Raw genomic sequence first — 26188 nt, 5'->3', positions numbered from 1 at the left:
CACATGTTTCCAGAACGTTTACGTGCCTTGCGCCGCGGGCAGAAGATGACCTTGGGCGAGCTGGCAACCGCTTTGAACCACTTACCAGATGCTGACTTAACGCGAAAAAACACGCCCGCCCAAATCGGCAACTGGGAGCGCAATTTGCGGACGCCTTCTTATTTGGAAGTCCGTAAATTAGCCGAATTCTTCCACGTGACCACCGATTATCTCTCTGGTCAGTCTGATCAAGAAGTCTATGATTTAGGCCGTATTTTCCTATCCGGCAAACCGTTAACTTTTAATCAAGAACCACTTTCCGGTGAGGATCGTTACGAACTATTTCAGTTGATGAATGGCTACTTGCACGGTCGCCAACAACGATCCGCACCTGATGACAGTGGCCAAGAAGAACTTGATTTACACTTTGACAATTAGGAGTTGCCATTCAAATGAATCCCAAGAAATTAAAACAATTGAAAAAGCGCAGCAAAAAGCACGCCACGAAATCAGCGCCCTATATTGAACAGCTTAATCATTATCGCGAGCTGTTCAAAGATGATCCCCAGATTCTCGTTTTGCTGAATAATGCGCTGGAAGCCGATCGCTTGATGGCAGCTGGCTTGGCACCACAACAATTACCCTTGTTAGAAGTCCCAGACAACTTTCAAGCGCAATTGGTTGCCCGCATCAATGCAAAATATCCGTTACATGATCCCGCTGGTGACGCAGAATGGCAGCGACTTTCGGCAGCTTTGCCAACAGTCGACAAACTGCTGCGTGACTTTCGTGACTACCTTGAAGATCAATACGGCATGTGGGCTTATATCAGTGCCCCTTTCCTGAAAGACTTAGCCGATTTTATCGGCAACGGCCCGGTTCTAGAAGTGATGGCCGGCAATGGTTATATTTCTAAGGGATTAAGTCGGCTGCATCCGAGCCAAAAGATCATCACGACCGACTCTAAGGCTTGGACGAAAGAAGCCGACAATGAGACCGGCAAACATCCAGTTACAACGATTGACCGGTTAGACGCGATCAGTGCGTTTAAAAAATATGCCGACCAAATTAAGTTTGTGATCATGGCTTGGTCTCCGGACAAACTCACGCTGGATTGGGAGTTACTGCAAGCCATGCGTGCCAGTGATCACGCAATCCCACTCATTTGTATCGGTGAAAAGTATGGTGCCACCGGTTCTAAACAGTTCTGGGATAACGCTCACTACCGTGATGATCCTGCGGTTGAAAAATTAAATAGTCACTATCGCCCGTTTGACTTAATCCATGATCAAGTCTACGTCGTCGAGTAACTAAAATAAGCTGAAACGGTTTGGTTAGTCCAAACTGTTTCAGCTTATTTTTGCGTTCAACTCACTATCGCTTTCGATTGGGATTGATAACTAAGCTTAGTGAAAACCATTGCTATATCAACAAGATTGACCATCTAATTTTACAGGGCCAAGTCAACTACCACTTGTCGTATTGATTACCAAAAAGCGGCCGTTTCTTAAGGATAATTATTAACCACTTTATGAGCCGAGTCTAAGCTTGCATAAACAGACGCAATAAAATCACGACACTGACTATCACTAGTCCTACTAAATAACTGAAAAACCAGCGCGATGCAATATTATCTGGTGCCCCCCGCCGTTGAACAGTTGTGCGCACGCTAGCTGCTAATAAAATCAGCGAATAAGTGCACAGCATCAAAGCCCCCACGTAGGTCATCATCACCCAATATGGATTTTGTTGAACCCGACCAATCTGACCAAACACTAAAAACAATAATCCAACCGCTGTCGGTAGTAGCCAAGTCACCCGTTGAGTCACATCGGCAGTACGAACATTGATTAGTGGAAATGAAAAAAACGACCGTAGGAGACAAAAAATACCAAGAATCAAAACTGGAATTGAAAGACCAACAATATATAAGTTATGATAATCCGCCGGTCGTATCAAGGCCTGATAAATAATCAACAGACCAAGATAAAAATCAAAGTGACGATAAAATGAAACGGGTCGATTTAAGTGCATCATCCTCAGCTCACTTTCAAGACTTTTTCAAATTATAGCACCGAAGACTTTACAATAACCTGCTGAAAGTCGCGGGCACAAACCATCACAAGTCCAGAGATGACGCGGTTACTGTTGATTCTTAATTATGTCCCATCAAATAAATACTAATCAAAACAATCACTGCCCACAGACCACCCAAGTAGCCATAAATTAATTTTTCAGAACCACTAAAATGCTTCTCACCACGCATCGCTTTACCGATCCTGCCGATAAAGAACAGCATTATCGCATACATTCCCAAACCTACCATGCTAAAGACAACCCAATTTTCCCACTCAGCTTGACGCAACCACCGTAAATACAGCCCATAGCCAAGTGTGACAAACATGATCAAAGTTGGACTGATTAACCATCCCACTGGGTTACGCATCCGTCATCACTACTCTCTTTGTGTTTAGGCCTAGTTTAACCTAGTTCACACGGTTATCTAATCATTTGCAGGACTCGTCTTTTTCAAAACGTTCGCATAATTACCAATTTAATAATTTTCGTTGTCTTCCTCAAACTAGTGGTCTAAACTGGCCTCACAGTCAACTAAAGGGAGTTGGGGTCAGATGCGATTATTGGGACATCTCATTGCAGATTACTTATGGGGATTAGTTGGTTTCATCATTATTTTTTATTTTGTGACCGCGCGACCGGATGGGAGTTTTCGGTTTATCTGGAATCTGCCTAATTTATATTTAACCACTTCATATCTGTTTGCCTATCCAATTTTGATGGCTTGGGTTCCACGCTTGCGAACTGGTAAGCTCAAAACACACTCAATGGCCAGCCACTCTTCAACTGCTGAGCTCAAATACTCACAAGGTAACGTCATCAATCCAATTGCGAACAAATATGATCTGGATTTCAAAAATAAGTTACGTGACGACAAAATGAATTTAAGCTTTCAAATACTCGAACGGACTGTTTTAATGGCCTTAGCCCTGCCGTCGTTAATTTTAGTTGCCGGCATTAAGGCTGCCCAAAATTTCTAAACTAAAACGAGCCTGGAAAAAATCCCAGACCCGTTATTTTTAACCGATAATATGTTGTTTCAGAAAGGCAACCGCGGCCTGATGCATCTTATGGGGCACATGATGCGTCCCGCCCGTGGCATGTTTGAAAATAGTTTGTTGCAAAGCAGCGTTTCCCGAAAAACGTCGTTCAAAATCATCAACGTATTTATAAGGTACCATCGTATCGGCAGTGCCATTAAAGAAGAACATTGGCCGACCCGCTAAACGCTCAACCTGTTGCGATAAATCAAATTGACCAATCTGAGCATAGGTCTTAGTCAATAGCTCCGCTGGCAATTGCGCTAATAACTCGGCCGGGATTTGCGACACTTGGTCCTTCGCAAAGGCAACCGGTTCCGGTGAGCCAATCAACGAGACCCCCGCAACAACTGTTGGCTGCGTTGCCATAATACCTGCCGCAGTAATCCCACCCATCGAAGTTCCCATGACGCCAATCTTATCGGGATCACTCATCCCACTCGTGACGAGTGCAGCAACGAGCCGTGGAAATTCAGCCACTGAATGACCAACAATTTCCCAAAAGTGTTCAGGATGCCGGTCCAAATCAGTGCCGTCATTGCGGCTACCATGCAAATATGCGGTTGGTAAAATGACGCGAAATCCAGCTTGAACCAATTGATAGCTCGCCACTAATTCAGATGAGGTGGGTGTCGTCCAGCCATGATAATCAATAATCGTGGGAAGTTTAGTCTGTGCCTGACTCGCTGCAAACACATGTAATACTGGTAAATCGTCCAATTTAATTGCGCGAACGATTACATCTTCAAAGACAGTCGTTGTCATTATTATCACCATTTTCAGAATTAATAGTTATCAGTTTAGCAGAGAATTGCGGCTAAACCAATCATTTAACTTGTCAAAGCAGCACTTGCCGCAATCACACGACTTAATTCCAATGCCGATAACGCCGTATCATTAACACTGATTGTTGTCCAAAACTGCCGATTAAAATGACGGCCTGGCTGGACGCCTTTTAACATCCGAATTTCTTCACTTTGTTGTGGTGAGAGTTTGACATCAATGAAAACTTGCCCAGCTTGTTGATACACCATCGCAATAATTTTTTGATTTTGTTGGTGCTTGATGACTGCAAACCTGACGCCCGATTGCTGATTAGGGCGATTAAACGGGTAGTCCAAAAAGCCATCCGTCTGGTCAAGAATTAATTTTATCAAATCTGCAGCCATCATTTTAACTCATATCCTCACAAAAACTAATCGTTATCCACAATCACCTGACCAAGTTCACGACTCGCCATCACATACTCATGAGCAGCTTTAATCTCATCCAATTTAAAAACCTTGGCAATCGGAATTGAGAGCTGATCTTTGGCAATTAAGTCAAACATCTCTGTCACTAGCTCCGGTTTAACTTCGGTAGAATCAAACACCGTCAGTGTCTTGCCGGCCAAAATAAATGGATTGAAATTTTTCATAATCCATTCGCCGGATAATAACCCAATCAAACAAACATGACCACCTTGATTGAGATGCGCGATTGAATTCGTTAAAGTGATCGTGCCAACCATATCGACGATGCCATCAAAAGACTGCTCAGTCTGTAACGCATTCTTCACATCTAAAACAGCCGCATCCGCGCCATTTTCCACCAGTGCATCAGTCATGGTCTCACGCCGGGTCGTCGCCGTGACATTGAGACCATAGGCTTTCGCTAACTGCACCGTTGCTAGGCCAACCGCGGTCGTCCCACCACGAACTAATAGCGTTTGACCAGCCTTTAAGCCCAATGACTTAATTGCGCCAATCGCAGTGTAAAAGTTTTCTGGATACTGCGCTAAGCTAACCCAATCACCGGTATAAGTCACGGGGAAGAGGTGCTGGTCATTAATTAGCGCATAGTCTTGATAACTACCATCGACTTCACGCCCCAAACCACCCATCATCGTAATCACCTTTTGACCGACTTTCAGAGGACTGTTGTCAGAAACAGCCGCAATTTCGCCGACCGCTTCAACACCAATCACGCGTGGAAAGGTCACGGATGGTGACCCACCTTCTCGCGTCAACACCTCATAACGGTGCACACCAAACGCATGAATTCGCATGACTGATTCATTTTTCGTCGGTTGTGGGATTGGCCGATCGACTAACTTCATCACATCGGGACTGCCTGGTTGATCAATGACAATTGCTCGCATGTTTCATTACCTCATTTTCTAGTTAAGTTGCTTCATCAATGACTTAAGTATAGGCTATAACGTAACGTTACAGTCAAACCGACACTTGGAGGAATCTCAATGTTAACGATTCAAAAATTTGCAGCGCTTGCCGGAACCACGCGCCGCACACTCATCTTTTATGACGAAAAGGATCTTTTCAAGCCGAAAAAAAAAGCCACTAATGGCTACCGGTATTATGCTTATGATCAACTCTACACTGTCACTTTCATTCTGGCTTTGCGCCGCTTAGGACTCCCCATTGCTGAAATTAAACAATTGACTCAGACGACCGATGCCTCTGCCTTAAATGCTGAGCTCAAAAAAGTGCAACAACAACTTAAGGCACAGATGGATAACCTCACCATTTTACGCGAAACCTTAAACACGCGCTTTAATCAATCAGTGACTAGCGCTCCCGTCGTCAAGAATCACCCATTCATCGAAACTGTGACGCCACAGTCATTTTGTCGTTCACGGCAATCGGTTGCTTGTACGGACGCAGAAATTGCCGAAATATATGCGGAATTTTATACTCAGCTTGGTCAACTAAAACTGATGGACCAGCAAGACTCTGGCTTTCTAACTCAGTTACCTAATAGTGATGCCAACGGTTATTCAACCGCTTCTTTCTGTATTCTAAAGGCCATTTCGCCACAAACGGCTACGGGTGACTTGCCATTAATTCAAAAGCCAGCCGGCGAATACCTCTCGATTGACACCACGAATGACCTGAAAGGTATCTGCATCTCACTACAACTATTGTCGGAATATATTCAGAAGAACGATCTCAAAATTACAGATCAACTTTGGCAAATGAATTTGGATGAACACTTTACGACTAAGGGCGCCTCCCCAATTGTCCGTCTTCAATATCAATTACAAGCTAACCGCTAAACGCAAAACGTGTCACAAAGGGCTGAAATTCCACCTTTTGTGACACGTTCGTTTTTTTAATTATTTTTCTAATGAATCCAAGAAATCTTCAACTTGTTTTTGGGTTTTACGGAATTTATCCACATAGCGTCCGGTTTCTTCACCATCTTCAATGCCGACAAAACTAGGAATGCCCATGACACCCATATCTTGTGCAATGTCGATGTTGGCGTCACGGTCAACCGTAATCCAATCATATTGATCGTATTTTGCTTCAATCTGAGGCATGACTGGTTTAATGAAAGCGCAATCTGGGCACCAATCCGCCGTAAAGAATAACATGTGCTTACCCGTTTTAATGCGTTCGCGAATCTCTTCGTTACTTAAAGTTGCTGTTGCCATTTAAAATGCCTCCAATAGTTATCAAGATCGTTTCAATAAGTTAAGTTTACCACGTACAAAAAGTAAGTAAAGGCTTTTGCCTTAATTTGCTGCGACGGTCAATGCTTGTTCTAAGTCCGCTTGCAAATCCGCGGCGTTTTCAATACCGGTGGATAACCGTAATAAGTTCGCCGTAATCCCTTTGGCTTGCCGTTCCGCTTCGGACAGATCCGCATGAGTCTGCACGGCTGGCACCGTGACCAAACTCTCGACGCCACCCAAGCTTTCTGCAAAGGACACAATTTTCAAGGCGCGCAGAAACTTATCCACACTCACGCCCGCGGCTAAATAAAAACTAATCATGCCACCGCGACCAGGATACAACACTTTGGCGACGTGCGCATTGGCCGTTAAAACTTTGACTAACGTTTGCGCATTGGCTTCGTGTTGTCGCATCCGCAACGGTAAAGTTTTCAGACTCCGCAATAATAGCCAAGAATCCATCGGGTCGAGGACAGCGCCAGTGGTCACTAAATTGAATTCTAGTTGATCTGCATCCGCCTGACTTTTAGCGATTACGGCGCCGGCCAACACATCGTTATGTCCCGCCAAATATTTGGTTGCCGAGTGAATGACAATATCTGCCCCCAAATCGAGTGGCTTTTGAATCAGTGGCGTGTAAAATGTATTATCCACAATCAGCTTAATGCCATGCGCCCGGGTAGTTTTAGCCGTTGCCGCAATATCAATGAGTTTCATCGTCGGATTGGAGGGCGTTTCTAACCAAAGTGCAACGGTAGTATCATCAATTTCATCAGCCAGTTGGGCTTGGTCCTGACCATCCCAAACGGAAAAGTTTAGCCGATAATGATCATGCAATAAATCGAAAAAGCGATAAGAACCGCCATACAAATCGTCAGAGATGATAATTCGGTCACCACTGTTAAACAGTGTAAAGACTAATTGAATGGCGGACATGCCTGAAGCAAGTGCAAAACCAGCTACCCCATGTTCCATCTCCGCCAACGTCTGCTCCAAGATACATCGAGTCGGTTGCGCTTCTCGTGGATAGTCAAAACCGGTCGATTGACCAAGTCCGGCATGTCGATACGCTGTCGATAAATAGATTGGCGCTGAGATGGCCCCAGTCTTTTCGTCATCGGTTCGATTACCCGCTTGGGCTAAAAGTGTTTCAATATGTAACTCAGTCTTGTTCGTTGTCATCAGCCAAATCCTCTTTCTCTGATTGCCATTTTAGTGATGGTCTCTCTAATTGTTATCAACATGTTGATAAGTCGTTTGTCATGACTATCGTGAACGCAAAAAATCCCCCATCCATTTCGGACGAGGGACGCATTGGCGCGGTACCACCCAAGTTTATTAACTAGTCACCTAGCTAAGCTCATCAAGTTATTACTAACTCGCTGGGATATCGGCCAGTGCCGCTAGCAGGGCCTTGTGACCACGACTAGACATTCCGAGTTCATCTTCATCACTGCACGAATCACTGCTTCTCAGTTGCCGCAGTTTCCTGTCGATCCGGTTCGTGACTACTCTTCTCATCAACATGTTATTTAATTGTATTTTAATCTTACTCTAATCATGTACAACCCGTCAAGTGGTTACGCACGTGATTGAGTGACAGGTCTTTTATTCCATTTTTCAGCTCGTCAATTGTTTAGTGAGCACGTTACGATTCCCGCCTACCGGGGGATTCGTTTGGGGCTGGAACGCCATGAACCAGTTTTGAGCCAAAAGGCGGTCTCAAAAGCTGGTTTTTGACTAACCGCGGACAAGACCCGCGCTAAGTCAAACGCCACGGCTGAGCCCCAAACGAATCCCCCTCACGGCTAGCGATGTGCATTGTTTTTGATTACCAGTCACCCAAAAATCTTCACCAAACACTCACTGACCGAACTCGTGGCCGCCTCCGACCTGAAGCGATACCCAAGTTCACTTTTAACTTTTCTTGGGCCAGTTCAAGTCACTAATAGCACAAATTTGATTAGCGTCAAATCTATATGTCCAGCTCTAATTAAACTCTAGCAATAATTGTCATTTTGCTGAGCATCACTAATTCTAAATATCGCATCCAAACCTGCGTTACCCCAACATTTTCCATGGTGCTTGTATCGAAAAAATCGTCATCAAGCATGCCCTGATTAGGCACGCTTGATGACGATTTAGTTCACTCAATTAAAAGGTTGTAAGGTGACTGATGGCTATTGATTCCAGTACAGTCGGCCAATAAAAATAACTGTGAAAGTTCAAAGTATCGGTGACTAGCTCAATAACTTCGAAGAATCAAATCAATTGTTTTTGGTGCCATTCACTTTATAGCCATTAGCCTAGCTGTAGGACGTCGCTGATTGCATCGGGCGTGAATATCCCGTTAGAGCGGCGCTTTTTGCCGGTCTTACGGGACGGACGGTCCGGGATATTTGCGGGCTTGGCAAAGATTCCAGGGGAAGGCCAAGACCGCTTCCTAGGCTTGGCCTGGTCCCACGCCCGCATGTAATCAGCGACGACCGGAAGCGCCAACGTTGACTTCTTTTTATCACCAATGTACTGGTATAACCGTATTATTAGTGCTTCTCGTCTTTCAATCTTTAGTCACTTAACTAACTGAATTTCTAGCTGATGCAATTCAGCTTGGACAGTGTTAACAACTGCTGTCTGTTCAGTTATCGACAACGTTGCTAAACGTGTGCGCAATAACTGTTGTTGAGCCAACAAGTACGCTTGCCGACCTTGTCCACTCACGGCAGCAATTACCGTTACTTCACGATGACGTCTTGGCATGACACTAATTCGACCACAGGCTGTTTGACAACTCATTGACTCACCCCTTCTGATTCGATAAGGTTAGTTTACCCCTTTCGACCAACACGAAGGCAAGTCTTTTTTGGTCAAATGCTAAGCTTGTTGTCGGTGCGAGGTTAAGAAGTAGAACGGCACGGCAATGACCAAGCAGCCCAGCCCCATAATCAATTGAAAACCAGTCGCCTTTGACAGCAACCATAAACTAACAACTACCGCAATGACTGGTAAAACTGGCCCAAATGGGACACGGAAACTTGCGCCCGTCTGCGTTTTACGGCGCCGAAAAACTAAAACGGCTAAAATCGTTGGAATATATTGCGCGAATCTCGACACAACCGAAATTGCAGCCAACGTTTGAAATGTCCCAGAAATAGCTAACGGATAAGCAATTAAGAACGAAATCACCATGGCAACCGCTGGCACATTACGGCGATTGCGATAGCCAACAATCTTGGGCATCACCCCGTTATCTGCCATTGATGAGCCAATTCTTGGTAAATAGAAAGATTGCGCCGTGGCAACACCTAAAATCGAAATAATTGTGCCAACTGCCACAATCGTCTTCCCAACCGGACCGAGGATTTTTTCAAACCCATCTTGGATTGGGGCAGTACTGCCCGCCAGACTGCCACCCAAGATGCCAATCGACACGACCTGAATCGCAATGTACAACACGGCTACAACGGCTAAGACAACCATGATTGCCATGGGAATCGTTCGCTGTGGGTTACGAAATTCTTGCGCTGCAATCGCAATCGCTTCAAAACCAGTAAACGCATAAAAAATTAGAATTGCGGCCGACCCAAACGAATTAGTAAAGCTGGCGTTGGTCACCACAAATGGGGTGAAATGCGCCCCATTAATGAAGAACGCCCCCACGACAACAAACAAAACTAATGGCAATAACTTCGCAATCGTGACAATATTATTAACGACTTTCGTCAAAGTAATGCCAGAAATATTAACCAAGGTTAAGCCGCCGAGCAAGATGAGAATTGTCAAATCCTTCCAAATTGCCTGCTGTAAGACTGGAAAAATAGCACTTAATGCCGTGGTAAAAGCATTCGCCATCGTGGCCCAGGCAATAATACTGATTGCCCAAACACTGAACCCGACTTCATAGCCAACAAAGTCGCCAAAGGCTTCTTTCGCATACAAATACGGCCCACCATTACTTTTAAAATAAGTCGCATCTTCTGCGTAACATAATGCGATTGACACGATCAATAACATATCAAAAATAAAGACTAAAATACTGGCCGGTCCCATCAAGGCTTCTGCCTGACCCGGCAAGAGAAAAATACCAGAACCAATAATCGAATTAATTCCTAACAAAATAACACTTAACATTCCAAACTTCGACTTCAACAATATCTGCCGCCCTTCAAAAAATTTACTTAATCCTAGTTTACCCCAACTGACGCTCCAAATATGCTGCTCGCAACAATCTAAAAGCGCTCGCCCGTTCAAGCTGTGGTAACGCAAACTGGGGTGTCGCAATCTGACTAAGCCAGTTGGCGTCATTTGCTAATTGCCAACCAGCCGACTGACCACTCACACAACAGGTATCCAAACGCTGATCTTGATCTAATAAGTGCGCTAATAATTTTTGCAATGGTTTCGTCGTCGCTAATAATTGTAAATCCGTCACTTGCGCCGCCATTAACCAACATCGCGCCTGATCGGTCAACCCGCGTTGCTGTTTGGCCGTCACCTTGGCTAGGGCCATTGGCGGGGTCTTTAAGTTTAAAACCGTGAGGCTCAACAAGGCCGCGGCGGTGTTAATTAAGGCTTGATGCTCCAGACTCGCCAAGTAGCCGACCAAGTACCATTGTCGTTGTAAACTTGGCGTAATCACTTGTCCAGAATTCTCCAACGTCTGTGCCATTTTCTCTAATAAGCGCGCATAAGCCGTCTGGTCAATTTGGGCTACCAACTGTTCTAATGAATACTGTTCATAAATTTCACTCACATCCGTGCTGGGATTCCAGCTCAATAAATCAACATCATCGCGCGTCTTAACTTGGGCCAAGGCCGCCTGGGCATCCGCTGACCAAGTCAGAACCGGTTCAAAATCACGACCACTTTGTTGAATTGAATATTGCCACACGGCTCACACCCCCTTGTTTAGTTAATAATCGTAGCTTATCACCTTAACGTTGCTAGAAGGCAACTACTTTGATTACGATTAGCAAAGTCAACTTAATTTAACGCCGCCATTTTCTAATCACGACCTGTCATGATCATAACGGTTTACAGCAACTATAATGCAAGCGATTTTAACCATTTAATTAAAAAAAGTGACATCAGCTTAGTCTTGCTATAAGGGAGCCCTATAATTCACTCAGAACATTTAGGGTTGCAAACTCCGCCACGACGCTGTAAGATACTATTCAGAGTTTAACGCTATTTTTCAGGAGGGGTTCTAGTTGTCCTATACCATTCAAGAAGTTGCTAAAAAAATGAGCATTTCAACTTATAGCATTCGCTACTATCACGATCATGGCATGCTACCATTCGTCAAGCGTGATAACAATAACAATCGGGTCTTTGAAGATACCGATTTAGAGTGGCTGCATCTCATCATTTGCTTGCGTCAAACCGGGATGCCGGTTGAACGGATTCAACATTATTTGGAACTCGTCCAGGAAGGTGAAAATACCGTTCCTGAGCGTTATGAAATGATGAAGGCTCAGCAATCACGTACGTTGGATGAAATTAACGATCTACAAAATCATTTAAAAACCATCAATATTAAAGTTGATCATTATGCTGATATTTTGATTAATCACAAATCTGATAGTTTTGTGCCTTCCAACATTCCAGAAGCCGAAGAACACGACATCTACCAAGAGAATCAAGCGCACTAGCCCCATACAAAACAAACGGCCAGCCGACACCGAGAAATTTCAAGTGTCGGCTGGCCTTTTAGTTAACCGCTTATTAATCCGCTAATGTGACATCAGTTTGTGATATCTTGTAACCTTCCTTTCAACTATTCTGGGCGATTAATACCGATACTGGCCTGACTGTACCGGTGATCATCGGCCGCATGTAAAACTAAGTCGGCAATGGCCTTACGAGAAACATCATGACCACCGAATGGCTCCCCTTTTTGCGTCACCTCATAGTTGTCTGAACCATTATCAAACCAACCGGGGCGAATAATCGTGTAATCCAAATCAGACGCTTCAATCGCATCCGCCGCATCACGATAAGGCCGCAACATCCCATTACTGGCTAAATTTCCGCCTGCCCCTAAGCTTGCAGGAATTTCATTGTAGATGCCCATCGACGTAATAAAAATCAACCGTTTTAGTTGTGCCTGATGCATTGCTTGAATAATACTAGTCGCCATCGTCTTCAAATCACCGCTTAATGCGGCAAAAACTACTTCTTGGCCTTGCATCGCGGCTGCCAAAGCCGACACATCAGTCACATCAGCTTGAACAGCTGTCTCACGGGTCGGATCAACCGTTAGGCGATTGGCATGTCGCGCAACCAATTTGAGTTGATCATCACTGTGAGTTAGAAAATAAGTGCGCGCCGTCGCACCAATCGAACCAGTAGCACCAATAATTAAAACTTTTTTCATCTTAATCAACCTCTTTTAATTTTTTATCATCGTTCATAAGTTGTGACCACCGCTTGGCTAATCCGTAACTGACCAGCTGAGCGTTTGAGTTGCATCACGGTCTCTAAAGGCCAAGCAATCCGCGTACCACCGTGAATTTCTGCTGTCACAACATTTCGTCCTGTAACTTGCCAGCCATCACTCGTGGGCACAACCTGTACCTGTTCCTCGTCAGAGTTAAAATAATGCATTTGACCATTACGAATTTGTGCCAACCACTCAGCCTTCGATTGTACCAGTCCAGTCATATGGGTCAACGTAAAATCTGCGGCTAACAACTGATCGAGCTTTGGCGTACAATTCGCCGCCATCGCTAGATTATACGCTCGATATAACGTTATTGGTTCATTTTGCATGAGGCCTCACCACCTTTCCAATTGCTTAATCAGGTCAATCTGAGCCATTTTGACAGCTTTAGCGCCGTTCACCTGGCAAAATCAGCAAAATCGTCACGAGCAACGCAATCACTAGCAAGCCGGAACCAGTTAAAATCGCGTGCCGGAAACCGAGCACTTGGTTGTGACTCAGATTTTGTACCGCCACTAAAATCGCCAAACCGACGGAACCACCGAGCTGATGCATCACATTCACAACCCCGGAAGCGGCCCCCGCATCGGCGCCGTGGGTATGTGCGACCCCGGCCGCTGTAAATGGACTCAATGCCAAGCCTTGACCAACCCCAATCACCGCCATTGGTAAGGCAATTCCCAGCCAATAACCAATCGCTGGGGTAAAGAAGCTCATCCAAAACATCCCAATTAAGGTTAACCCCACGCCCAGAACAAGTAACCAACCGTTGCCCCATTTAGCGGTCAACCGCGCCACTTGTAACGCCACAATAAAGTTCAAAATGGTTAACGGGAAAAAGGCGATTCCCGCCATCAAAGCACTAAATCCAAGTTGATTTTGCATCAATTGGGGTGTGATAAACCAAAAACCAAGCATGGCACCTAGATAGAGAAAGCGGCCAATGTAGGCGCCGACCCGTTCACGGTCCGCAAATAATCGTAACGGCATGATTGGTTGCGTCGTTCGATATTCTTGAAAAATGAACGTCCCTAACATGACGATTGCTAAGAATAGGGCTGGCAATTTTGCCCAAGTCCCGACAATACTATAAACTAATGCGCTCATCCCGACCAGTGAAGTGATCGTCCCAAGCCAATCAAGCTTGCCATCAGCTTGACCTTGATCCGCCTTTAAATGTCGAACCGCTAAATAGCACATCCAAATACTGATTGGGACATTAATGAAGAATCCCACCCGCCAAGTCAGCAAACTGGCAAAGATCCCACCAATAACGAGGCTAACGCTAGCACCAATACCGGCCATGGCGCCGTAATACGCAATCGCTTTGACCCGCGCGACGCCTTCATAAGTATCCATCAGAATTGCCAAAGTCGTTGGCGCTAAAATTGCGGAGCCAATCCCTTGAAACGCCCGCGCCGCAATTATCATCGGCGCATTGATTGCCAACCCCACAATTAATGATCCCAGGCCAAAGATAACAAGGCCGATTTCAAATACCCGTCGACGTCCGAATAAATCCCCGGCACGACCACCAAGTAATAAAAAGCCACCAAAGGTTAATGAGTAAGCGCTGCTGACCCACGACAATGTTTGTTGATTAAGTTGCAAGTCTTGTGCAATTTTTACAGTTCCGGTGAAAATAATCGAATTGTCTAATAAAATCATGAAATAACTGAATAAAATAATTAATAAAATCCAGTCAAAGCGTTTGTTCTTTGTCATGTTGTAACCCCTTGTCTTTAAGTGAATAAATGCAGTTTAGACCCTTGAAGTTACTTCAAGGCAAGGGAAAATTTGAAAATAATTGTATTTATCAGCAATTTAAAGCCAACAAAAAAGTCGCTATCAATTTCTCGATGCGACCTTTATTGAAGCTAAAATTTTAGTTCCGTTGACTGTGAACATTATGGCTTACTGGGCTAATTCAACTAAGCTGGGAACTAAAAGAACCAATCCTAACAAAATAAATAGGTATGAGAGTAGTAAGACTTGGAAGACAATCCGATTCGTTACCCTCACCCACCCTGGCAGCTGTATTTTAAATGACTGCTGCGCGATAAACTGTTTTTCCTGTCTAAGGAACCTAAGCTCGACGACCCACATCGCCACCACGATTCCCATGGTTAACAACCAAAACAGCCAGCTTGGGTTGGCAACTGTCATCTGTTCGTAGACCAACCCCCATAAGCCCAAAAATAGCCCCACTGTTAGCCACCGAATGACGCGATGATAGTGACGCACTTGTTTTTGATACGCAGGTTGTTGCATTGCCTGTTTCAAGGCTTGCCGATAGGCTTTATAAGGTACACCTCGCTTGGCCATTGCATATCGTAGCCACAACGCATAGGCAATACAAATAAAAAAGATGATCAATCCGATTACAAAGGGAATCCACATCACTGTCCACTTCTTTCTCAAACTGTTCTTATCAGTTCCAAGCTAGACCGTTGCAAAACACTCATGATTAAAAACAAGTATACACTATAACTATTTTTTTATCTTTGAAAATTTCGTTAAACCCCGTTTACACAAAAATAAGACCGCCTGTTTGAAGAAATCTCAAACAGCGGTCTTATTTTAAAACATCTATAAAACAAGCTATTTCACTTGTGGCGCAATATAACGATAAGCCTGCGTTTGACCGCCAAAGCCCCAATCTTCGCCATCAACATTTTGCGTCACGATATAACTGGTTGGCGTCACGGTTCCTAGAATGGCGTGCATCCCATCATAAGCCGCAACAATAAATTTTGCCTTGTCATCACGCGCATTAGTGCCAGTCGTCACTTTAACCTCAATAAAAAATGTGTTCAGCGCTTGGCTCGCAACTGTTTTACCACCCACAAACCAACTTTCAGGGGTCGCAAATTGCACATCAACGGCCACGACTTCTCGTTGTTTTCCTAAAACTGAAACAGCTAAATCAGTGAGCAATTTAGCAACCTGTTGGGCTGTTTCGGCTGATTTTGGCGCGGCGATTCGAACATTAATATATGGCATGATGCATTCCTCCTAAATTTGTTTATAGTCCTAGTATAGAGATGCTAAGCGCGTTTGCCTATGCGCAATTAGCGAACGTGTTATCATTAATTGTGATAGCTAGGAGATGACCATATGCAAACCCAAGATTTAAAAATTTATTGTCACTTGTATGACTTACGTTCAATCAATCAAACTGCACGCCAATTGCGTTACTCACAATCCAACATTACCGCCCGGTTAAAAGTTTTAGAAAACGAGTTACAAGTGAAATTATTTATTCGCAGCAATCGCGGCTTAACCCCGACTGACGCTGGCAAACGAACTTATGCCTATGCGCAGCAAGTGCTGGCAGCAACCACTCAGTTGCAACAAGACTTAGCCCAACAAGTCCCCCATCCGACCGTTTTCATTTCAGAATTGTTATTCAATTATCTTGTCATTTATAAGCAAGCCTATTCATTGACCAAATATAGGTTTAAAACTAAGCGTTCGACCGAATTTGCGACTGCCCAAGATTTTTCCGCTCAGATGGTCATCACCTATGCGCCATTTACCGCTAACCATTATCAGCTGATCGAGCATGGCTGGCTGACTGCTAGTCTTTTTGGTGTCGCGCATCAGCCCATTTTGATCAATCGTGATACCAACTGTCCATTTCGTCAAAAGACTTTGACGATGGTTGAAAAATCTGCCTCAATCATCGAAGTCGATAGTTGGAATGACATTATGACACTAGTACAACAAGGCCGTGGCATCGCCTTATTGCCTAACTATTTAGGGACTACCAAGCAGTTAACCCCACTGGCAGCAACGGCGGCCATTAAGATTCCTTACAAGATTTTTAGTCGGCAGGAATCGTCGGCCAGTTAGCCCGAGCCATCGCGATAAAAGCTGCCACTAATGGCTGTGTCGCCATGCTGGCGCGGGTGAGCAGATGTGCATGAATTTCATTTACAATGGGTGTTGCTACCGTTCGCAGCGTTCCAGCTTGCAATTCTGGTTGAATCGTTAGCGTAGGTAAATAAGTATAACCAACCTCACTCACCACCATCTTTTTGATGGCCTCGATGCTCCATAATTCCATCGGCACTAACCGTTGATGTCGCGTTTGCCATAAGTAATTTTCAAATTGATTGCGGTAACTACAATCCGGTTCATTGATAATCCACGGTAAATCGCCCGTTAATAAATCGGTCAACTGGGCCTCATTTTGGCCACTAACCACACAACTCATCGGCACCGGACCCAGATCATGGTCCACCAGCCGGTCAGCCGGCAATTCTGGCCAGAGCATCAAGGCAATATCTGCCTCACCTGCCATCAGTTGTTGCCGATTATATTGACAAGTCGCATTAGTCAATTGGAGTTGGACCAGCGGATAGGCCTGCCGAAAAGCTTGTAAAATCGGTGGCAATTGATAAATCGTCAAAGATTCCGGTGCGGCGATTCGTAACTGGCCACTTAATTGGGTTGATGCGTTTAAGTGCGCAATGGCTTGATAGTCACTTAACAGTTGCGTGGTTAAGGGCAATAGTCGACGTCCCGTTATCGTTAAACTTAACTGCCGATGTTCATAGGTAAATAAAGGCGCTTGTAACGTTTGTTCTAAATTTTTAATTTGAGCCGATACCGTTGATTGCGTATAGCCCAATAGCTGGGCGGCTTTAGTATAACTACCCGTATCCGCAATCGTTCTAAACGTCCTTAACTGTTGCAGTTCCATGCGGCACCTCCATCGTAATTTTCGATTGATTCCATCATTAACATCAATTTTTAAGCTAGTTAAACCGATGTTAAGCTTAAAACAGTCGAAAGGAAGTGTCCAGCATGAAAATTGTCCCTTATACGCAGTCTGCCCAAACTAATGCTGAATTAGTTGATTTGATTATGTATTGCCAAAACACCGAAGCTCAACTGAACATCAAACTAGCTGAACAAGCCGATATTTTTGATATTGAGACTTATTATCAAGCTAATGGCGGCAACTTCTGGCTGGCCATCGACCAGCAACAAGTTGTCGGCTCAATTGGCTTGCTCAATCTAAATAATAACGTTGGCGTGCTGAAAAAGTTTTTCACCTATCCCAACTATCGTGGTCAACCGCAACGTTTAGGACGTCAGTTATTTGAAACTTTGGAAACCTATGTCACTCAGGAAACTGGCTTAACGCAACTCATTTTAGATACGCCTGCCGCAGAGACCCGTTCACACTATTTTTATCAAAAGCACGGCTTTGAACAAATTCCGCGCGCGGCGCTACCAGTGACTTATCCATTTCCCGATCGCGACTCACTGATTTTTCTCAAAAACTATTGAGCAACTAAAAAACCGAGCTGATGCACTCGGTTCTTTAGTCTACTTGTTAACGTTGATAATCCATTTGATCAGACGCCAACGGTCCCACTAGTTCATGCGGGGCATATGGTGCTTCCAAATAGTTGATATCCTCAGGACTCAAAGTCAAATCCAGTGCCTTAACCGCGCCCGTTAAATGGTGCGCTTTAGTTGCCCCAATAATTGGCGCAGTGACACCGGGCTTTTGTAACAACCAAGCTAATGCTACTTGCACACGGTCAACACCATACTTCGCCGCAATTTCACCAACGCGTTTAATAATTGGCATATCCAATTTCTTGCTATCATCATATTTCGACCGCGCAACCGCATCCGTCGCATACCGTTTCGTTTCACCCGCCCAGTCACGGGTTAGCCGTCCCGAAGCTAACGGGCTATAGGGCGTAACGGCAATATTTTGATCACGACAAAGTGGTAACATTTCTCGTTCTTCTTCGCGATACAACAAGTTCAAATGATTTTGCATGGAAACAAATTCGGTCCAGCCGTGTAATTTAGCAACCGCTTGAGCTTTTTCAAATTGCCAAGCAAACATCGCTGAGGCACCAATATAGCGCGCCTTACCTGCTTTAACCACATCGTGTAACGCCGACATGGTTTCTTCAATCGGCGTATTGTAATCCCAACGATGAATAATGTATAAGTCGACATAATCCGTTTGCAGTCGTTCCAGACTTTGATCAATCTGAGACATAATCGCTTTCCGCGATAATCCCGCCAAATTAGGCGCTTTTTCCGGCGTAAAAAACACCTTCGTCGCTAACACGATTTGGTCACGATCGGCTAACTTTTTTAAGGCCTGACCTACGAAACGTTCACTATCACCATGTGAATAAATATTCGCCGTATCAAAGAAATTAATTCCTAAATCAAGGGCTTGTTTAATAACTTTTTCACTTTGTTCCGCCCCCAATGCCCAAGGAAACATCCCAGTTGAGGCATTACCAAATCCCATCGTCCCTAAACAAAGTCTGGAAACGTCCAGACCAGTATTGCCAAATTTCGTATAATCCATTTTCAAACTTCTTTCCGTCAACCCCGTCACTTGGCTTCAAATGACAGCTGGCCTTGAGTAACAAAAACATCGGGTTTAATTTCAGTCGTCCGTTGCTGGCTCACAATTGCTTGGCTAGCTTCGCCAAGTTTTGAATGCCGATGACGTTGCTGATAAGCCAACGCACTGGTATAAACCTCAAATCGTACAAACTGCTGTGGCTCATCTGTAACTTGCCCAAAATAAGTCACCACCAAACCCGGCTCAGTTGTCATCGCATGGCTCATTTCAGTGGTCACTACTTTTTTGAGTGCCAGCTGCTGGTCCGATACCGCGGTCATTTCTGTCAAGTAAGCCACGTTGGTCGTTGGCTGAACCGCACGTAACCCCTGTCCCTGTTCCAACAATAAAATTGGTGTCAATGCGAGCACTGACTGCGCAACCACTGCTTGTCCCGCAACTGTCTTAAAGGCTTGAAATTGGGCTGAATTGGCATGGATTTCATAGCTCGCCTGATCCCGATACACTTCAAGCACGCGATTCTCGACCCCGGCATCATCCAAATGACCAGTATACATTGCCAATGTCCCGGACTCTTGCTTAATTGAAGTCAGTAGATTCTGTTGTCCAACCGCAACAAAATTTGCACGTTGCTCAGCCTTAATGTGCAATTTAAATAATCTAAATAATGGCGCTTGCTTAATCATAATCGAGACTCCTTTATTGATTAACTTAGCGGCGCTAACGGTCTGATCACTTTAGCGGGCACACCACCAACAATCGTATTATCCGGCACATCTTTAGCGACAACCGCACCGGCTGCGACCACGACATTATTACCAATGTGAACCCCACCAATAATGGTGACATTACCACCAATCCAAACATCACTGCCAATCGTAATCGGCTTTGTGTAAGTAATGAGGTATTTGGACCCATCGGCTCGCGTCCCAAACCGTTTAGTCGCATCCAACGCATGCGCGCCACAATACAACTTCGTATCTGGTGCAATAATGACCCGGTCACCTAAAGTAATCCGATTAGAATCTTGGAACGTACAATTACCATTGATAAAGACGTCGTCCCCAACGCTAATATGTTGCCCATAGATGGCACTAAACGTCCCGTTAATCGTTAAACCGGTACCGGTTTTGCCAAACAGTGATTTGATTGCGGTGGCCCGTTCAGTCACATCTTGAGTGGTATTAATCAAACCGACTAATTTTCTACCACGAGCTAATAATTCTTGCAATTCGGGATCACGGTAGTCATAATCTTGTCCTGCTAATAATTTTTCGTGTTCTGTCATCATGTCAAAAAAGCTCCTCTCAATCAGCTTGTGACGCCATTAGCCGTTGCCAATTGCCACTAAAAATCTGTTGTTTCTGCGTCTCAGTAATTGACATCCTCTGGACAGCCTGTTCAATCACTGCCGTCGGTCCCACCGGTGGAATCCCGAATGGCGAGTCCGTCCCAAACAACACGTGTTCACTGCCAAAGAAGTCCACGGCCAAGTCAAGCGCTTGGGGATTGCCTAAAATAGCCGTATCGACATAGAATTTCTTGAAATCAGCATAATTTTCCGCCGACTGAATGTACTTAATTCGTTGGCTGAAAAATGGCACCATTGCGCCCGCATGATGGACAATGATCTTTAAGCCCGGATACTGACGGAAATACTTCGCAGCCACAATACCATTCATCGCTTGCGTTAATTCATATTCCCAACTAAAGGTGATATTGTTATCTGTCTTAGCGGTGTCAAAAACAGGATGTAACCAAATCGGCGCCCCGATGGCTGCCAATTTTTCAAAAATAGGCGCATACGCTGGGTCCGTGATTGGTTTGCCCAAAGCTTGCGTAAAGAGTTGCACCCCCACTAAGTCATGACTACCAACAATTTGAGTCTCAATCAACTGCAAGGCTGCCGGAATATTATTCATCGGTAACATGGCGACTCCCGCGGGAAAACTTGCGCGGTTTGCTTGCACCATCGTTGCAATCTCGGTATTATCCGCTTGACAGAGTTGTGCAGCTTGCTCGGGATCAACAAAATCTTCTGGATTTAAATTCACCGCTGAGATAATTTGCTGATGGCCGGCAGGCAAACTCGCTAAATGTTGTGTCAAATCCGTCAACAATGGATTTTTCATATATGGAAAGTGATCCAAAATTGCCGGCTCAATTGCTTGCATCTTCGCTAAAAATTTTGATGGTAACACATGGGCAAAAACATCAATCATCATTTTGACTATCCCCCTCGGATAACCAACTTGGCCGTTCACCGGCCGTGCCCGGTTTATCCAGACCAACACTGGCATTTTGTGCCTGACTGGGGTCCTGAATCACTTTAAAGGCAAAATCCACCACGCTTAACCGTGAGACTTCAGTCCCAGGAAAGCCCTCTGCTACGGTCGTTTCTTCATAATCAACTTCATCATAATCCGTCAACCATGCTGGTCGAATTTCTGTATAACTGATGTCACTCTCATCGACTAACTGACTCGTTGCCCGAAAACCTGGTAAAACGGCCGCGATGGCTTGTTCATTCCAGTCCCCAAATTTTCCAGGAACTTCATGACGCGCGCCTAGCGCACTAATGTAAATCAAGCGTTGCTTGCCAGTTTCATGCATGGCAGCTAGCACATGAGTCATTTGGTCAGCCAAGTCACGGCCACCTAAATTCGAATAGATAATATCCGCATCTGCCATGGCCTTAACCAGCGTGGCGGTGTCTTTAACGTCGCCATCAACTAAGGTGATCCGTGGCTGATTAGCAAATTGGGCTAATCGTTTGGCGTCACGTAAAAATAAGATCAAGTCATCGGCCGTTTCGGTTAGCAGACGTTTGGTTAACAGCTGCGCCATCGCGCCATGTGCGCCAAGAATCATTACTTTTGTCATTTAAAATTACTCCTTACCACATTGCCTAGCCTAAATCATCGGTGCTTCCCACGACCCTTTAGTATCCACGTCAGCAGTGGCGGCCAAGCTTTCTAACCGGTCAATATCCGCTGAAGTCAATTTCAAGGCCAAAGCAGTGGCTTCACTAGGAATATACTTCGCCTTTGTCACGCCAATAATTGGCGTCGTACCCTTGGCTAACGCATAAGCGGTTGCCACTTCTACGGCCGAAGCTTGTTGTTTCGCGCCAATCTCGGTTAATGCTGCGACTAAGGCTGAGATTTGTGGGAGCACGCCATTATAAGCAGCGGCCCGGGCACTACCAGCAGGTAAAGGATGTTTACTATCATAACGCCCCGTTAGAATTCCTTGCTCTAAAACCATATAAGCAAAGAACGTCAAGTCATGTTCTTGACAGTAATCGATAATCCCGGCTTTTTCTGATGACCGGTATAACAAACTAAAGTGATTTTGAACCGCAGAAATCTGAATATCCGCAGCACCCAAGATCTCATTAACCCGTTTAATTTGCGCTAAATTATGATTTGAAACCCCAATTTGTTTAATCTGACCACTTTGAACTAACGGAATTAATTGTGGCGTCCATTTTTCAATATCGGCTGGATTATGAATCCAATAAAGATCAATATAATCTGTTTTGAGCCGTTTCAAACTGCCGGCCAACATATCTGCCACTTCATGATCACTAGCTCCGGTGGCCATTTGCGGTGTAAACTTCGTTGAAAGTTGGTAACTCTCGCGGGGATATGCTTGTAACAACTCACCAACTTTTTCTTCCGAAGCACCGGCGCCATAGGCATAGGCCGTATCCCATAAAGTTAAGCCTGCTGCCATCGCGGCATCAACAACTGGTTGTAATTCTGTCGTTGTTAAGTGATTGCCGAAAACTTGACCATTCGGCGTATCGCCCCAAGCCCAAGTTCCTAAAGCAATTCGTGGTTGTTTTAAATTAGTCATTTAGTTGACGCTCCCTTTCAAGTCTATCCGCACCGTTGCACTGACTGGTCCTGCCGCTAACATCGGCGGTAAATACGGGCTGCCAGCGTATTTCTTCTCATAAGCCTGACTAACTGCCGCCGTTAACCGATCATCAGAAATAACGGGATTAAAACTCACTTCAAATTTTTGACCGGCTAACGTAATTCGTCCTGCCCGTTGTTGCTGTGCTGATTGATACCAACGCGACTGTTGCCCGTTCCAGGCCCGAACGTATAACTCATCCGCCACGACGACCGACCAAATCCAAGTCGGGGTGCCATAAGTTTTGCCATCATCGTAAAATGGCGAGACGTGCATATCATCCGCCGTCGCAAACTCCGTCAATTGTGCTTTCGTCCAGTGATTCATTTCAAAAAATCTCCTTTAAGTTCAACTCATTGACAACATCATACTGGCGAATGATAATAATGTAAAATGCCTATGTTTTATGTTTCATCATTCAATTTACGTATAGTTATGGAGGCATTTATGGATACCCGATTATTGCACTATTTCACCGTTCTCACTCGTGTTGGTAATATTACGAAAGCCGCAGACGAATTGCACACTACTCAGCCGACCTTATCGCGACAGCTCAAAGAACTGGAAAACGACGTCGGTGCCCAGCTGTTTATTCGCGGCAAGCGCTCAATCACGCTGACTGATGCTGGCGTTTTATTTGAACAACGTGCCCAGACTATTCTGAACTATCTTGATCAAACCCGACAGGATTTACACGCGCAAACGGAGGGTTTGGCAGGAGTATTGCGTATCGGTTGCGTTGAGAGTCGACTGTCACAGTCCGTTTCAGATTGGCTAGCTGACTTTCAGCAACAGCATCCGAACGTGACTTTTTCTATTTTTAGCGCGGATGGTAATTCGATTCGAACTCAATTGGATCAAGGAAAACTGGACGTTGGTTTCTTATTAGAACCCGTGGAGTCCGCAAAATATTTTTCTCATATCATTCCCGTCCCCGAAACTTGGGGCCTGATTATGGCAAAAACAGCACCGCTCGCTGACCATAAAACCATTATCGGCGCTGATTTAACTGGCATTCCACTGATTGGGTCGCGTCGTAGTATCGTCATTAATCAAATTGCGGCTTGGCTACATATTGATTCAGACAGCTTAAATCTGCGGGGGGAACGCAACTTAGAGAATAACGTCATTCCACTGATGCTTAATCATGGCTTCTATGATATTGGGATTGATGGGGTTCTCGACTTTTACCCAGATGGCCCCTTAACCTTTGTGCCGTTTAATCCAATCAGTCAAACACGTCACACTTTAATTTGGCGTAAAAATCAACAACCGTCACCAATTGCACAAGCCTTTATCAATGACGTCACCGCTAAAATTCGGGCGATGCCAATTTAGGAGGAAAACAACAATGTCAACGCAACAAAAAGATTGGTGGGGTGCCCCACGAACGATCACCAATACAATTGCCAATCGAAAAATCTCATGGCTAGAATTATTTTCTGATTTAATCTATGTCGTCATCATTCATAGCTTCGTGGAAAACTTGTCCGAACACTTCAGCTTGCAAGGCTTTATTACTTTCTGGGTGCTTTTTTTATTTTTCTTCAACACTTGGACAAATATGGTCCTCTACTTTGATTTGCATGGTGTACCAAATCTTCGTAATACTTGCTTTTCGCTGCTACAAATCGTGGCAGTTGCGATTACGGCAACCTTTACGACCGACGTTTTTGCTGGCCATTATACAGGATTCATTTTAGCTTATTCGTTCAATCAGTTAATTTACATGTATCTTTATTTACAAACGATGATTAGTGATCCGTTACATGGCACGACAGCTCGTCCGTTTCTAATCAGTTATACCTTTGGTGAACTACTATTCATCGGTAGTATCTGGGCGCCAACGCCAGTCTGGCAACAAGGCTTAATCATTTTTAGTCTGCTAATTTTTGTGAGCACGGTCATGTTTGAAAGTAAAAACTTTGATGCTGAATTTAATCGTCGTCACATTCCATTTAATGTCAATCCCGCCATTCTTGAACGTTACGGGCTCTTTACGATGATTGTTTTAGGTGAATCGTTGGCCGACATTATCGAACGGATGGCAGAAGCCCATACTCATCTGGCTGACTATAATCATTTTGTCTTGGCCTTATTATGTGTCATCGGAACTTGGATGATCTACTTCACCCTAATGGATGAGCGAACGATTGAAGCTAAGCGTTACTGGCCCGTGTCGTTATTCCGCGGGATTCATCGTTTTTTGATTGCCTGTTTAACTTTGCAATCATTCTTCATCTCACAAGCCCTAACTACCGGTAAACCTGTTTATTACCATGGGCTCTTGATTGTCTGTGCCCTCATTTTACTTGCCTTACTAGCGCTGACGCGACCAGCACTATTTAATGTTCACCCATTGCCCAAAGCCAAAGTTGTGACCTTTGTCATTGGCATTGGCGTGATTGGTCTCATGTCAGTTGTCCCCACTTATCTGGGGCTGTTCGTCGTCGATTTTATACTCGTTGGTCTTGGTGTTTATACTTGGATTGACAAAGACTAAGGTCAAAAAGTTCGCTAAGCAAGGTAGTTATTTTGCTTAGCGAACTTTTTTGACGTTTAATCTGTCTCACTGTGATACTTGGTCGAACGACCGTGTCCATGTTCCAAATCATGTACAATATTAGTTCCTGGATGAACCAAATGATGCGTATTGCGAAACTCAATCGATAATTGGGTGTGCGCCTGCAAATCTGCTAAAACTTGTTGATATAACAGGTCATCACGCGGAATTTCTAGCAGATCATAACTATGTAGCAATTTTTCGTTGGCGCGTTGCGCTTGCAAAAAGAAGGTGTAACAGTTGAATAAATGATTGTCGACAATCATTAAATGATAACGCCATTGATACCGGCGCAAAAAATAACGGTCAAAATTAGCAAGTAATGTTTTAGATTCAGCTAACATGTTTTAAC

33 protein-coding genes are annotated in these 26188 nt (G+C 44.6%); 9 read left to right on the top strand and 24 right to left on the bottom strand.

Annotated elements, in window-relative coordinates; translation table 11 throughout:
* Positions 1-3 precede the first annotated feature (3 nt).
* Together FFM74_RS07975 and FFM74_RS07970 are read left to right on the top strand one after the other, a co-directional pair.
* The gene (locus FFM74_RS07975) at positions 4-417 is read left to right on the top strand and encodes a helix-turn-helix domain-containing protein (protein WP_137626101.1); all 414 of its coding nucleotides are present in this window, start codon (positions 4-6) and stop codon (positions 415-417) included.
* A gap of 14 nt (positions 418-431) precedes the next feature.
* Positions 432-1289: a nucleoside-diphosphate kinase gene (locus tag FFM74_RS07970; protein ID WP_137626100.1), complete on the top strand. Its 858-nt coding sequence runs from the start codon at positions 432-434 to the stop codon at positions 1287-1289.
* 232 nt (positions 1290-1521) lie between these two features.
* Here the strand turns inward: FFM74_RS07970 and FFM74_RS07965 are convergent, their stop codons facing one another.
* Both FFM74_RS07965 and FFM74_RS07960 read right to left on the bottom strand, forming a co-directional pair.
* Positions 1522-2013, bottom strand: a complete 492-nt coding sequence (locus FFM74_RS07965; protein WP_137626099.1) for a hypothetical protein — start codon at positions 2011-2013, stop codon at positions 1522-1524.
* Between the two features lie 121 nt (positions 2014-2134).
* The gene (locus FFM74_RS07960; protein WP_171000687.1) at positions 2135-2425 is read right to left on the bottom strand and encodes a LasU family protein; all 291 of its coding nucleotides are present in this window, start codon (positions 2423-2425) and stop codon (positions 2135-2137) included.
* Between the two features lie 184 nt (positions 2426-2609).
* On the opposite strand from FFM74_RS07960, the gene FFM74_RS07955 reads away from it, so the two are divergent.
* Entirely contained in the window at positions 2610-3035 is a 426-nt protein-coding gene (locus FFM74_RS07955; protein ID WP_137626097.1) for a hypothetical protein, read from the top strand.
* Between the two features lie 39 nt (positions 3036-3074).
* On the opposite strand, the gene FFM74_RS07950 is transcribed toward FFM74_RS07955, so the two are convergent.
* From FFM74_RS07950 to FFM74_RS07940, 3 genes are all read right to left on the bottom strand, one after another.
* Entirely contained in the window at positions 3075-3860 is a 786-nt protein-coding gene (locus FFM74_RS07950) for an alpha/beta fold hydrolase (protein ID WP_137626096.1), read from the bottom strand.
* Positions 3861-3925: 65 nt separating this feature from the next.
* Complete coding sequence (locus FFM74_RS07945; protein WP_137626095.1) at positions 3926-4267, bottom strand: MmcQ/YjbR family DNA-binding protein; 342 nt, start codon at positions 4265-4267, stop codon at positions 3926-3928.
* Positions 4268-4290: 23 nt separating this feature from the next.
* Positions 4291-5235 (bottom strand): zinc-binding dehydrogenase, encoded by a 945-nt coding sequence (locus tag FFM74_RS07940; RefSeq protein WP_137626094.1) that lies wholly within the window; start codon positions 5233-5235, stop codon positions 4291-4293.
* A gap of 99 nt (positions 5236-5334) precedes the next feature.
* On the opposite strand from FFM74_RS07940, the gene FFM74_RS07935 reads away from it, so the two are divergent.
* On the top strand, positions 5335-6150 hold the full coding sequence (locus FFM74_RS07935) for a MerR family transcriptional regulator (protein ID WP_137626093.1): 816 nt from the start codon (positions 5335-5337) through the stop codon (positions 6148-6150).
* Positions 6151-6210: 60 nt separating this feature from the next.
* Here the strand turns inward: FFM74_RS07935 and FFM74_RS07930 are convergent, their stop codons facing one another.
* From FFM74_RS07930 to FFM74_RS07910, 5 genes are all read right to left on the bottom strand, one after another.
* Positions 6211-6531, bottom strand: coding sequence for a thioredoxin family protein (locus tag FFM74_RS07930; protein WP_137606635.1), 321 nt, complete (start codon positions 6529-6531; stop codon positions 6211-6213).
* A gap of 81 nt (positions 6532-6612) precedes the next feature.
* On the bottom strand, positions 6613-7734 hold the full coding sequence (locus FFM74_RS07925) for a PLP-dependent transferase (RefSeq protein ID WP_137626092.1): 1122 nt from the start codon (positions 7732-7734) through the stop codon (positions 6613-6615).
* Between the two features lie 1389 nt (positions 7735-9123).
* Positions 9124-9348 (bottom strand): hypothetical protein, encoded by a 225-nt coding sequence (locus FFM74_RS07920; protein WP_137626091.1) that lies wholly within the window; start codon positions 9346-9348, stop codon positions 9124-9126.
* 78 nt (positions 9349-9426) lie between these two features.
* Positions 9427-10683: an APC family permease gene (locus FFM74_RS07915; RefSeq protein ID WP_137626090.1), complete on the bottom strand. Its 1257-nt coding sequence runs from the start codon at positions 10681-10683 to the stop codon at positions 9427-9429.
* Between the two features lie 58 nt (positions 10684-10741).
* The gene (locus FFM74_RS07910; RefSeq protein ID WP_137626089.1) at positions 10742-11443 is read right to left on the bottom strand and encodes a hypothetical protein; all 702 of its coding nucleotides are present in this window, start codon (positions 11441-11443) and stop codon (positions 10742-10744) included.
* Between the two features lie 319 nt (positions 11444-11762).
* Here FFM74_RS07910 and FFM74_RS07905 point away from each other — a divergent pair, with 319 nt between their 5' ends.
* A complete protein-coding gene (locus FFM74_RS07905; RefSeq protein ID WP_137626088.1) occupies positions 11763-12203 on the top strand; it encodes a MerR family transcriptional regulator in 441 nt (146 codons plus the stop codon).
* 125 nt (positions 12204-12328) lie between these two features.
* Here the strand turns inward: FFM74_RS07905 and FFM74_RS07900 are convergent, their stop codons facing one another.
* The 5 genes from FFM74_RS07900 to FFM74_RS07880 form a co-directional block, all read right to left on the bottom strand.
* Complete coding sequence (locus FFM74_RS07900; RefSeq protein WP_137626087.1) at positions 12329-12928, bottom strand: NAD(P)H-binding protein; 600 nt, start codon at positions 12926-12928, stop codon at positions 12329-12331.
* A gap of 26 nt (positions 12929-12954) precedes the next feature.
* A complete protein-coding gene (locus FFM74_RS07895) occupies positions 12955-13323 on the bottom strand; it encodes a nuclear transport factor 2 family protein (protein WP_137626086.1) in 369 nt (122 codons plus the stop codon).
* Positions 13324-13381: 58 nt separating this feature from the next.
* Complete coding sequence (locus tag FFM74_RS07890) at positions 13382-14719, bottom strand: MFS transporter (protein WP_137626085.1); 1338 nt, start codon at positions 14717-14719, stop codon at positions 13382-13384.
* A gap of 189 nt (positions 14720-14908) precedes the next feature.
* On the bottom strand, positions 14909-15394 hold the full coding sequence (locus FFM74_RS07885; protein WP_137626084.1) for a hypothetical protein: 486 nt from the start codon (positions 15392-15394) through the stop codon (positions 14909-14911).
* Positions 15395-15595: 201 nt separating this feature from the next.
* Positions 15596-15997, bottom strand: coding sequence for a tautomerase family protein (locus FFM74_RS07880; RefSeq protein ID WP_137626083.1), 402 nt, complete (start codon positions 15995-15997; stop codon positions 15596-15598).
* A 114-nt stretch (positions 15998-16111) separates the two neighbouring features.
* On the opposite strand from FFM74_RS07880, the gene FFM74_RS07875 reads away from it, so the two are divergent.
* The gene (locus FFM74_RS07875) at positions 16112-16849 is read left to right on the top strand and encodes a LysR family transcriptional regulator (RefSeq protein ID WP_137626082.1); all 738 of its coding nucleotides are present in this window, start codon (positions 16112-16114) and stop codon (positions 16847-16849) included.
* On the opposite strand, the gene FFM74_RS07870 is transcribed toward FFM74_RS07875, so the two are convergent.
* Positions 16821-17702 (bottom strand): LysR family transcriptional regulator, encoded by an 882-nt coding sequence (locus FFM74_RS07870; RefSeq protein WP_137626081.1) that lies wholly within the window; start codon positions 17700-17702, stop codon positions 16821-16823. The two genes, FFM74_RS07875 and FFM74_RS07870, sit on opposite strands and share 29 nt — an antisense overlap.
* Positions 17703-17806: 104 nt before the next feature.
* Between FFM74_RS07870 and FFM74_RS07865 the strand changes: the two genes are divergently transcribed.
* The gene (locus FFM74_RS07865; protein WP_137626080.1) at positions 17807-18295 is read left to right on the top strand and encodes a GNAT family N-acetyltransferase; all 489 of its coding nucleotides are present in this window, start codon (positions 17807-17809) and stop codon (positions 18293-18295) included.
* A gap of 46 nt (positions 18296-18341) precedes the next feature.
* On the opposite strand, the gene FFM74_RS07860 is transcribed toward FFM74_RS07865, so the two are convergent.
* Genes FFM74_RS07860 through FFM74_RS07830 form a run of 7 tightly spaced genes read right to left on the bottom strand, consistent with a single transcriptional unit; the run spans position 18342 to position 23600 of the window.
* Positions 18342-19349: an aldo/keto reductase gene (locus tag FFM74_RS07860; protein WP_137626079.1), complete on the bottom strand. Its 1008-nt coding sequence runs from the start codon at positions 19347-19349 to the stop codon at positions 18342-18344.
* A gap of 26 nt (positions 19350-19375) precedes the next feature.
* Positions 19376-20035, bottom strand: coding sequence for a putative quinol monooxygenase (locus tag FFM74_RS07855; RefSeq protein ID WP_137626078.1), 660 nt, complete (start codon positions 20033-20035; stop codon positions 19376-19378).
* A gap of 20 nt (positions 20036-20055) precedes the next feature.
* Positions 20056-20640 (bottom strand): DapH/DapD/GlmU-related protein, encoded by a 585-nt coding sequence (locus tag FFM74_RS07850; RefSeq protein WP_137626077.1) that lies wholly within the window; start codon positions 20638-20640, stop codon positions 20056-20058.
* Between the two features lie 16 nt (positions 20641-20656).
* A complete protein-coding gene (locus tag FFM74_RS07845) occupies positions 20657-21574 on the bottom strand; it encodes an amidohydrolase family protein (protein WP_307722408.1) in 918 nt (305 codons plus the stop codon).
* Positions 21564-22232: an NAD(P)H-binding protein gene (locus FFM74_RS07840; protein WP_137626076.1), complete on the bottom strand. Its 669-nt coding sequence runs from the start codon at positions 22230-22232 to the stop codon at positions 21564-21566. The genes FFM74_RS07845 and FFM74_RS07840 overlap by 11 nt, the downstream gene beginning before the upstream one ends.
* 30 nt (positions 22233-22262) lie before the next feature.
* Positions 22263-23210: an aldo/keto reductase gene (locus tag FFM74_RS07835; RefSeq protein WP_137626075.1), complete on the bottom strand. Its 948-nt coding sequence runs from the start codon at positions 23208-23210 to the stop codon at positions 22263-22265.
* Positions 23211-23600, bottom strand: coding sequence for a DUF2255 family protein (locus FFM74_RS07830; protein ID WP_137626074.1), 390 nt, complete (start codon positions 23598-23600; stop codon positions 23211-23213).
* 120 nt (positions 23601-23720) lie between these two features.
* On the opposite strand from FFM74_RS07830, the gene FFM74_RS07825 reads away from it, so the two are divergent.
* Entirely contained in the window at positions 23721-24611 is an 891-nt protein-coding gene (locus FFM74_RS07825) for a LysR family transcriptional regulator (protein ID WP_171000685.1), read from the top strand.
* A gap of 13 nt (positions 24612-24624) precedes the next feature.
* The gene (locus FFM74_RS07820; protein WP_171000684.1) at positions 24625-25776 is read left to right on the top strand and encodes a low temperature requirement protein A; all 1152 of its coding nucleotides are present in this window, start codon (positions 24625-24627) and stop codon (positions 25774-25776) included.
* 56 nt (positions 25777-25832) lie between these two features.
* Here FFM74_RS07820 and FFM74_RS07815 read toward each other — a convergent pair whose 3' ends face one another.
* The gene (locus FFM74_RS07815; RefSeq protein WP_137626071.1) at positions 25833-26180 is read right to left on the bottom strand and encodes a hypothetical protein; all 348 of its coding nucleotides are present in this window, start codon (positions 26178-26180) and stop codon (positions 25833-25835) included.
* Between the last annotated feature and the right edge of the window lie 8 nt (positions 26181-26188).

The sequence above is a fragment of the Lactiplantibacillus pingfangensis genome, from assembly GCF_005404945.1.
In the GTDB taxonomy this organism is placed as follows: domain Bacteria; phylum Bacillota; class Bacilli; order Lactobacillales; family Lactobacillaceae; genus Lactiplantibacillus; species Lactiplantibacillus pingfangensis.
The sequence above is the reverse complement of the archived record's forward strand: the minus strand, read 5'-3'. Positions and strand labels throughout refer to the sequence as shown.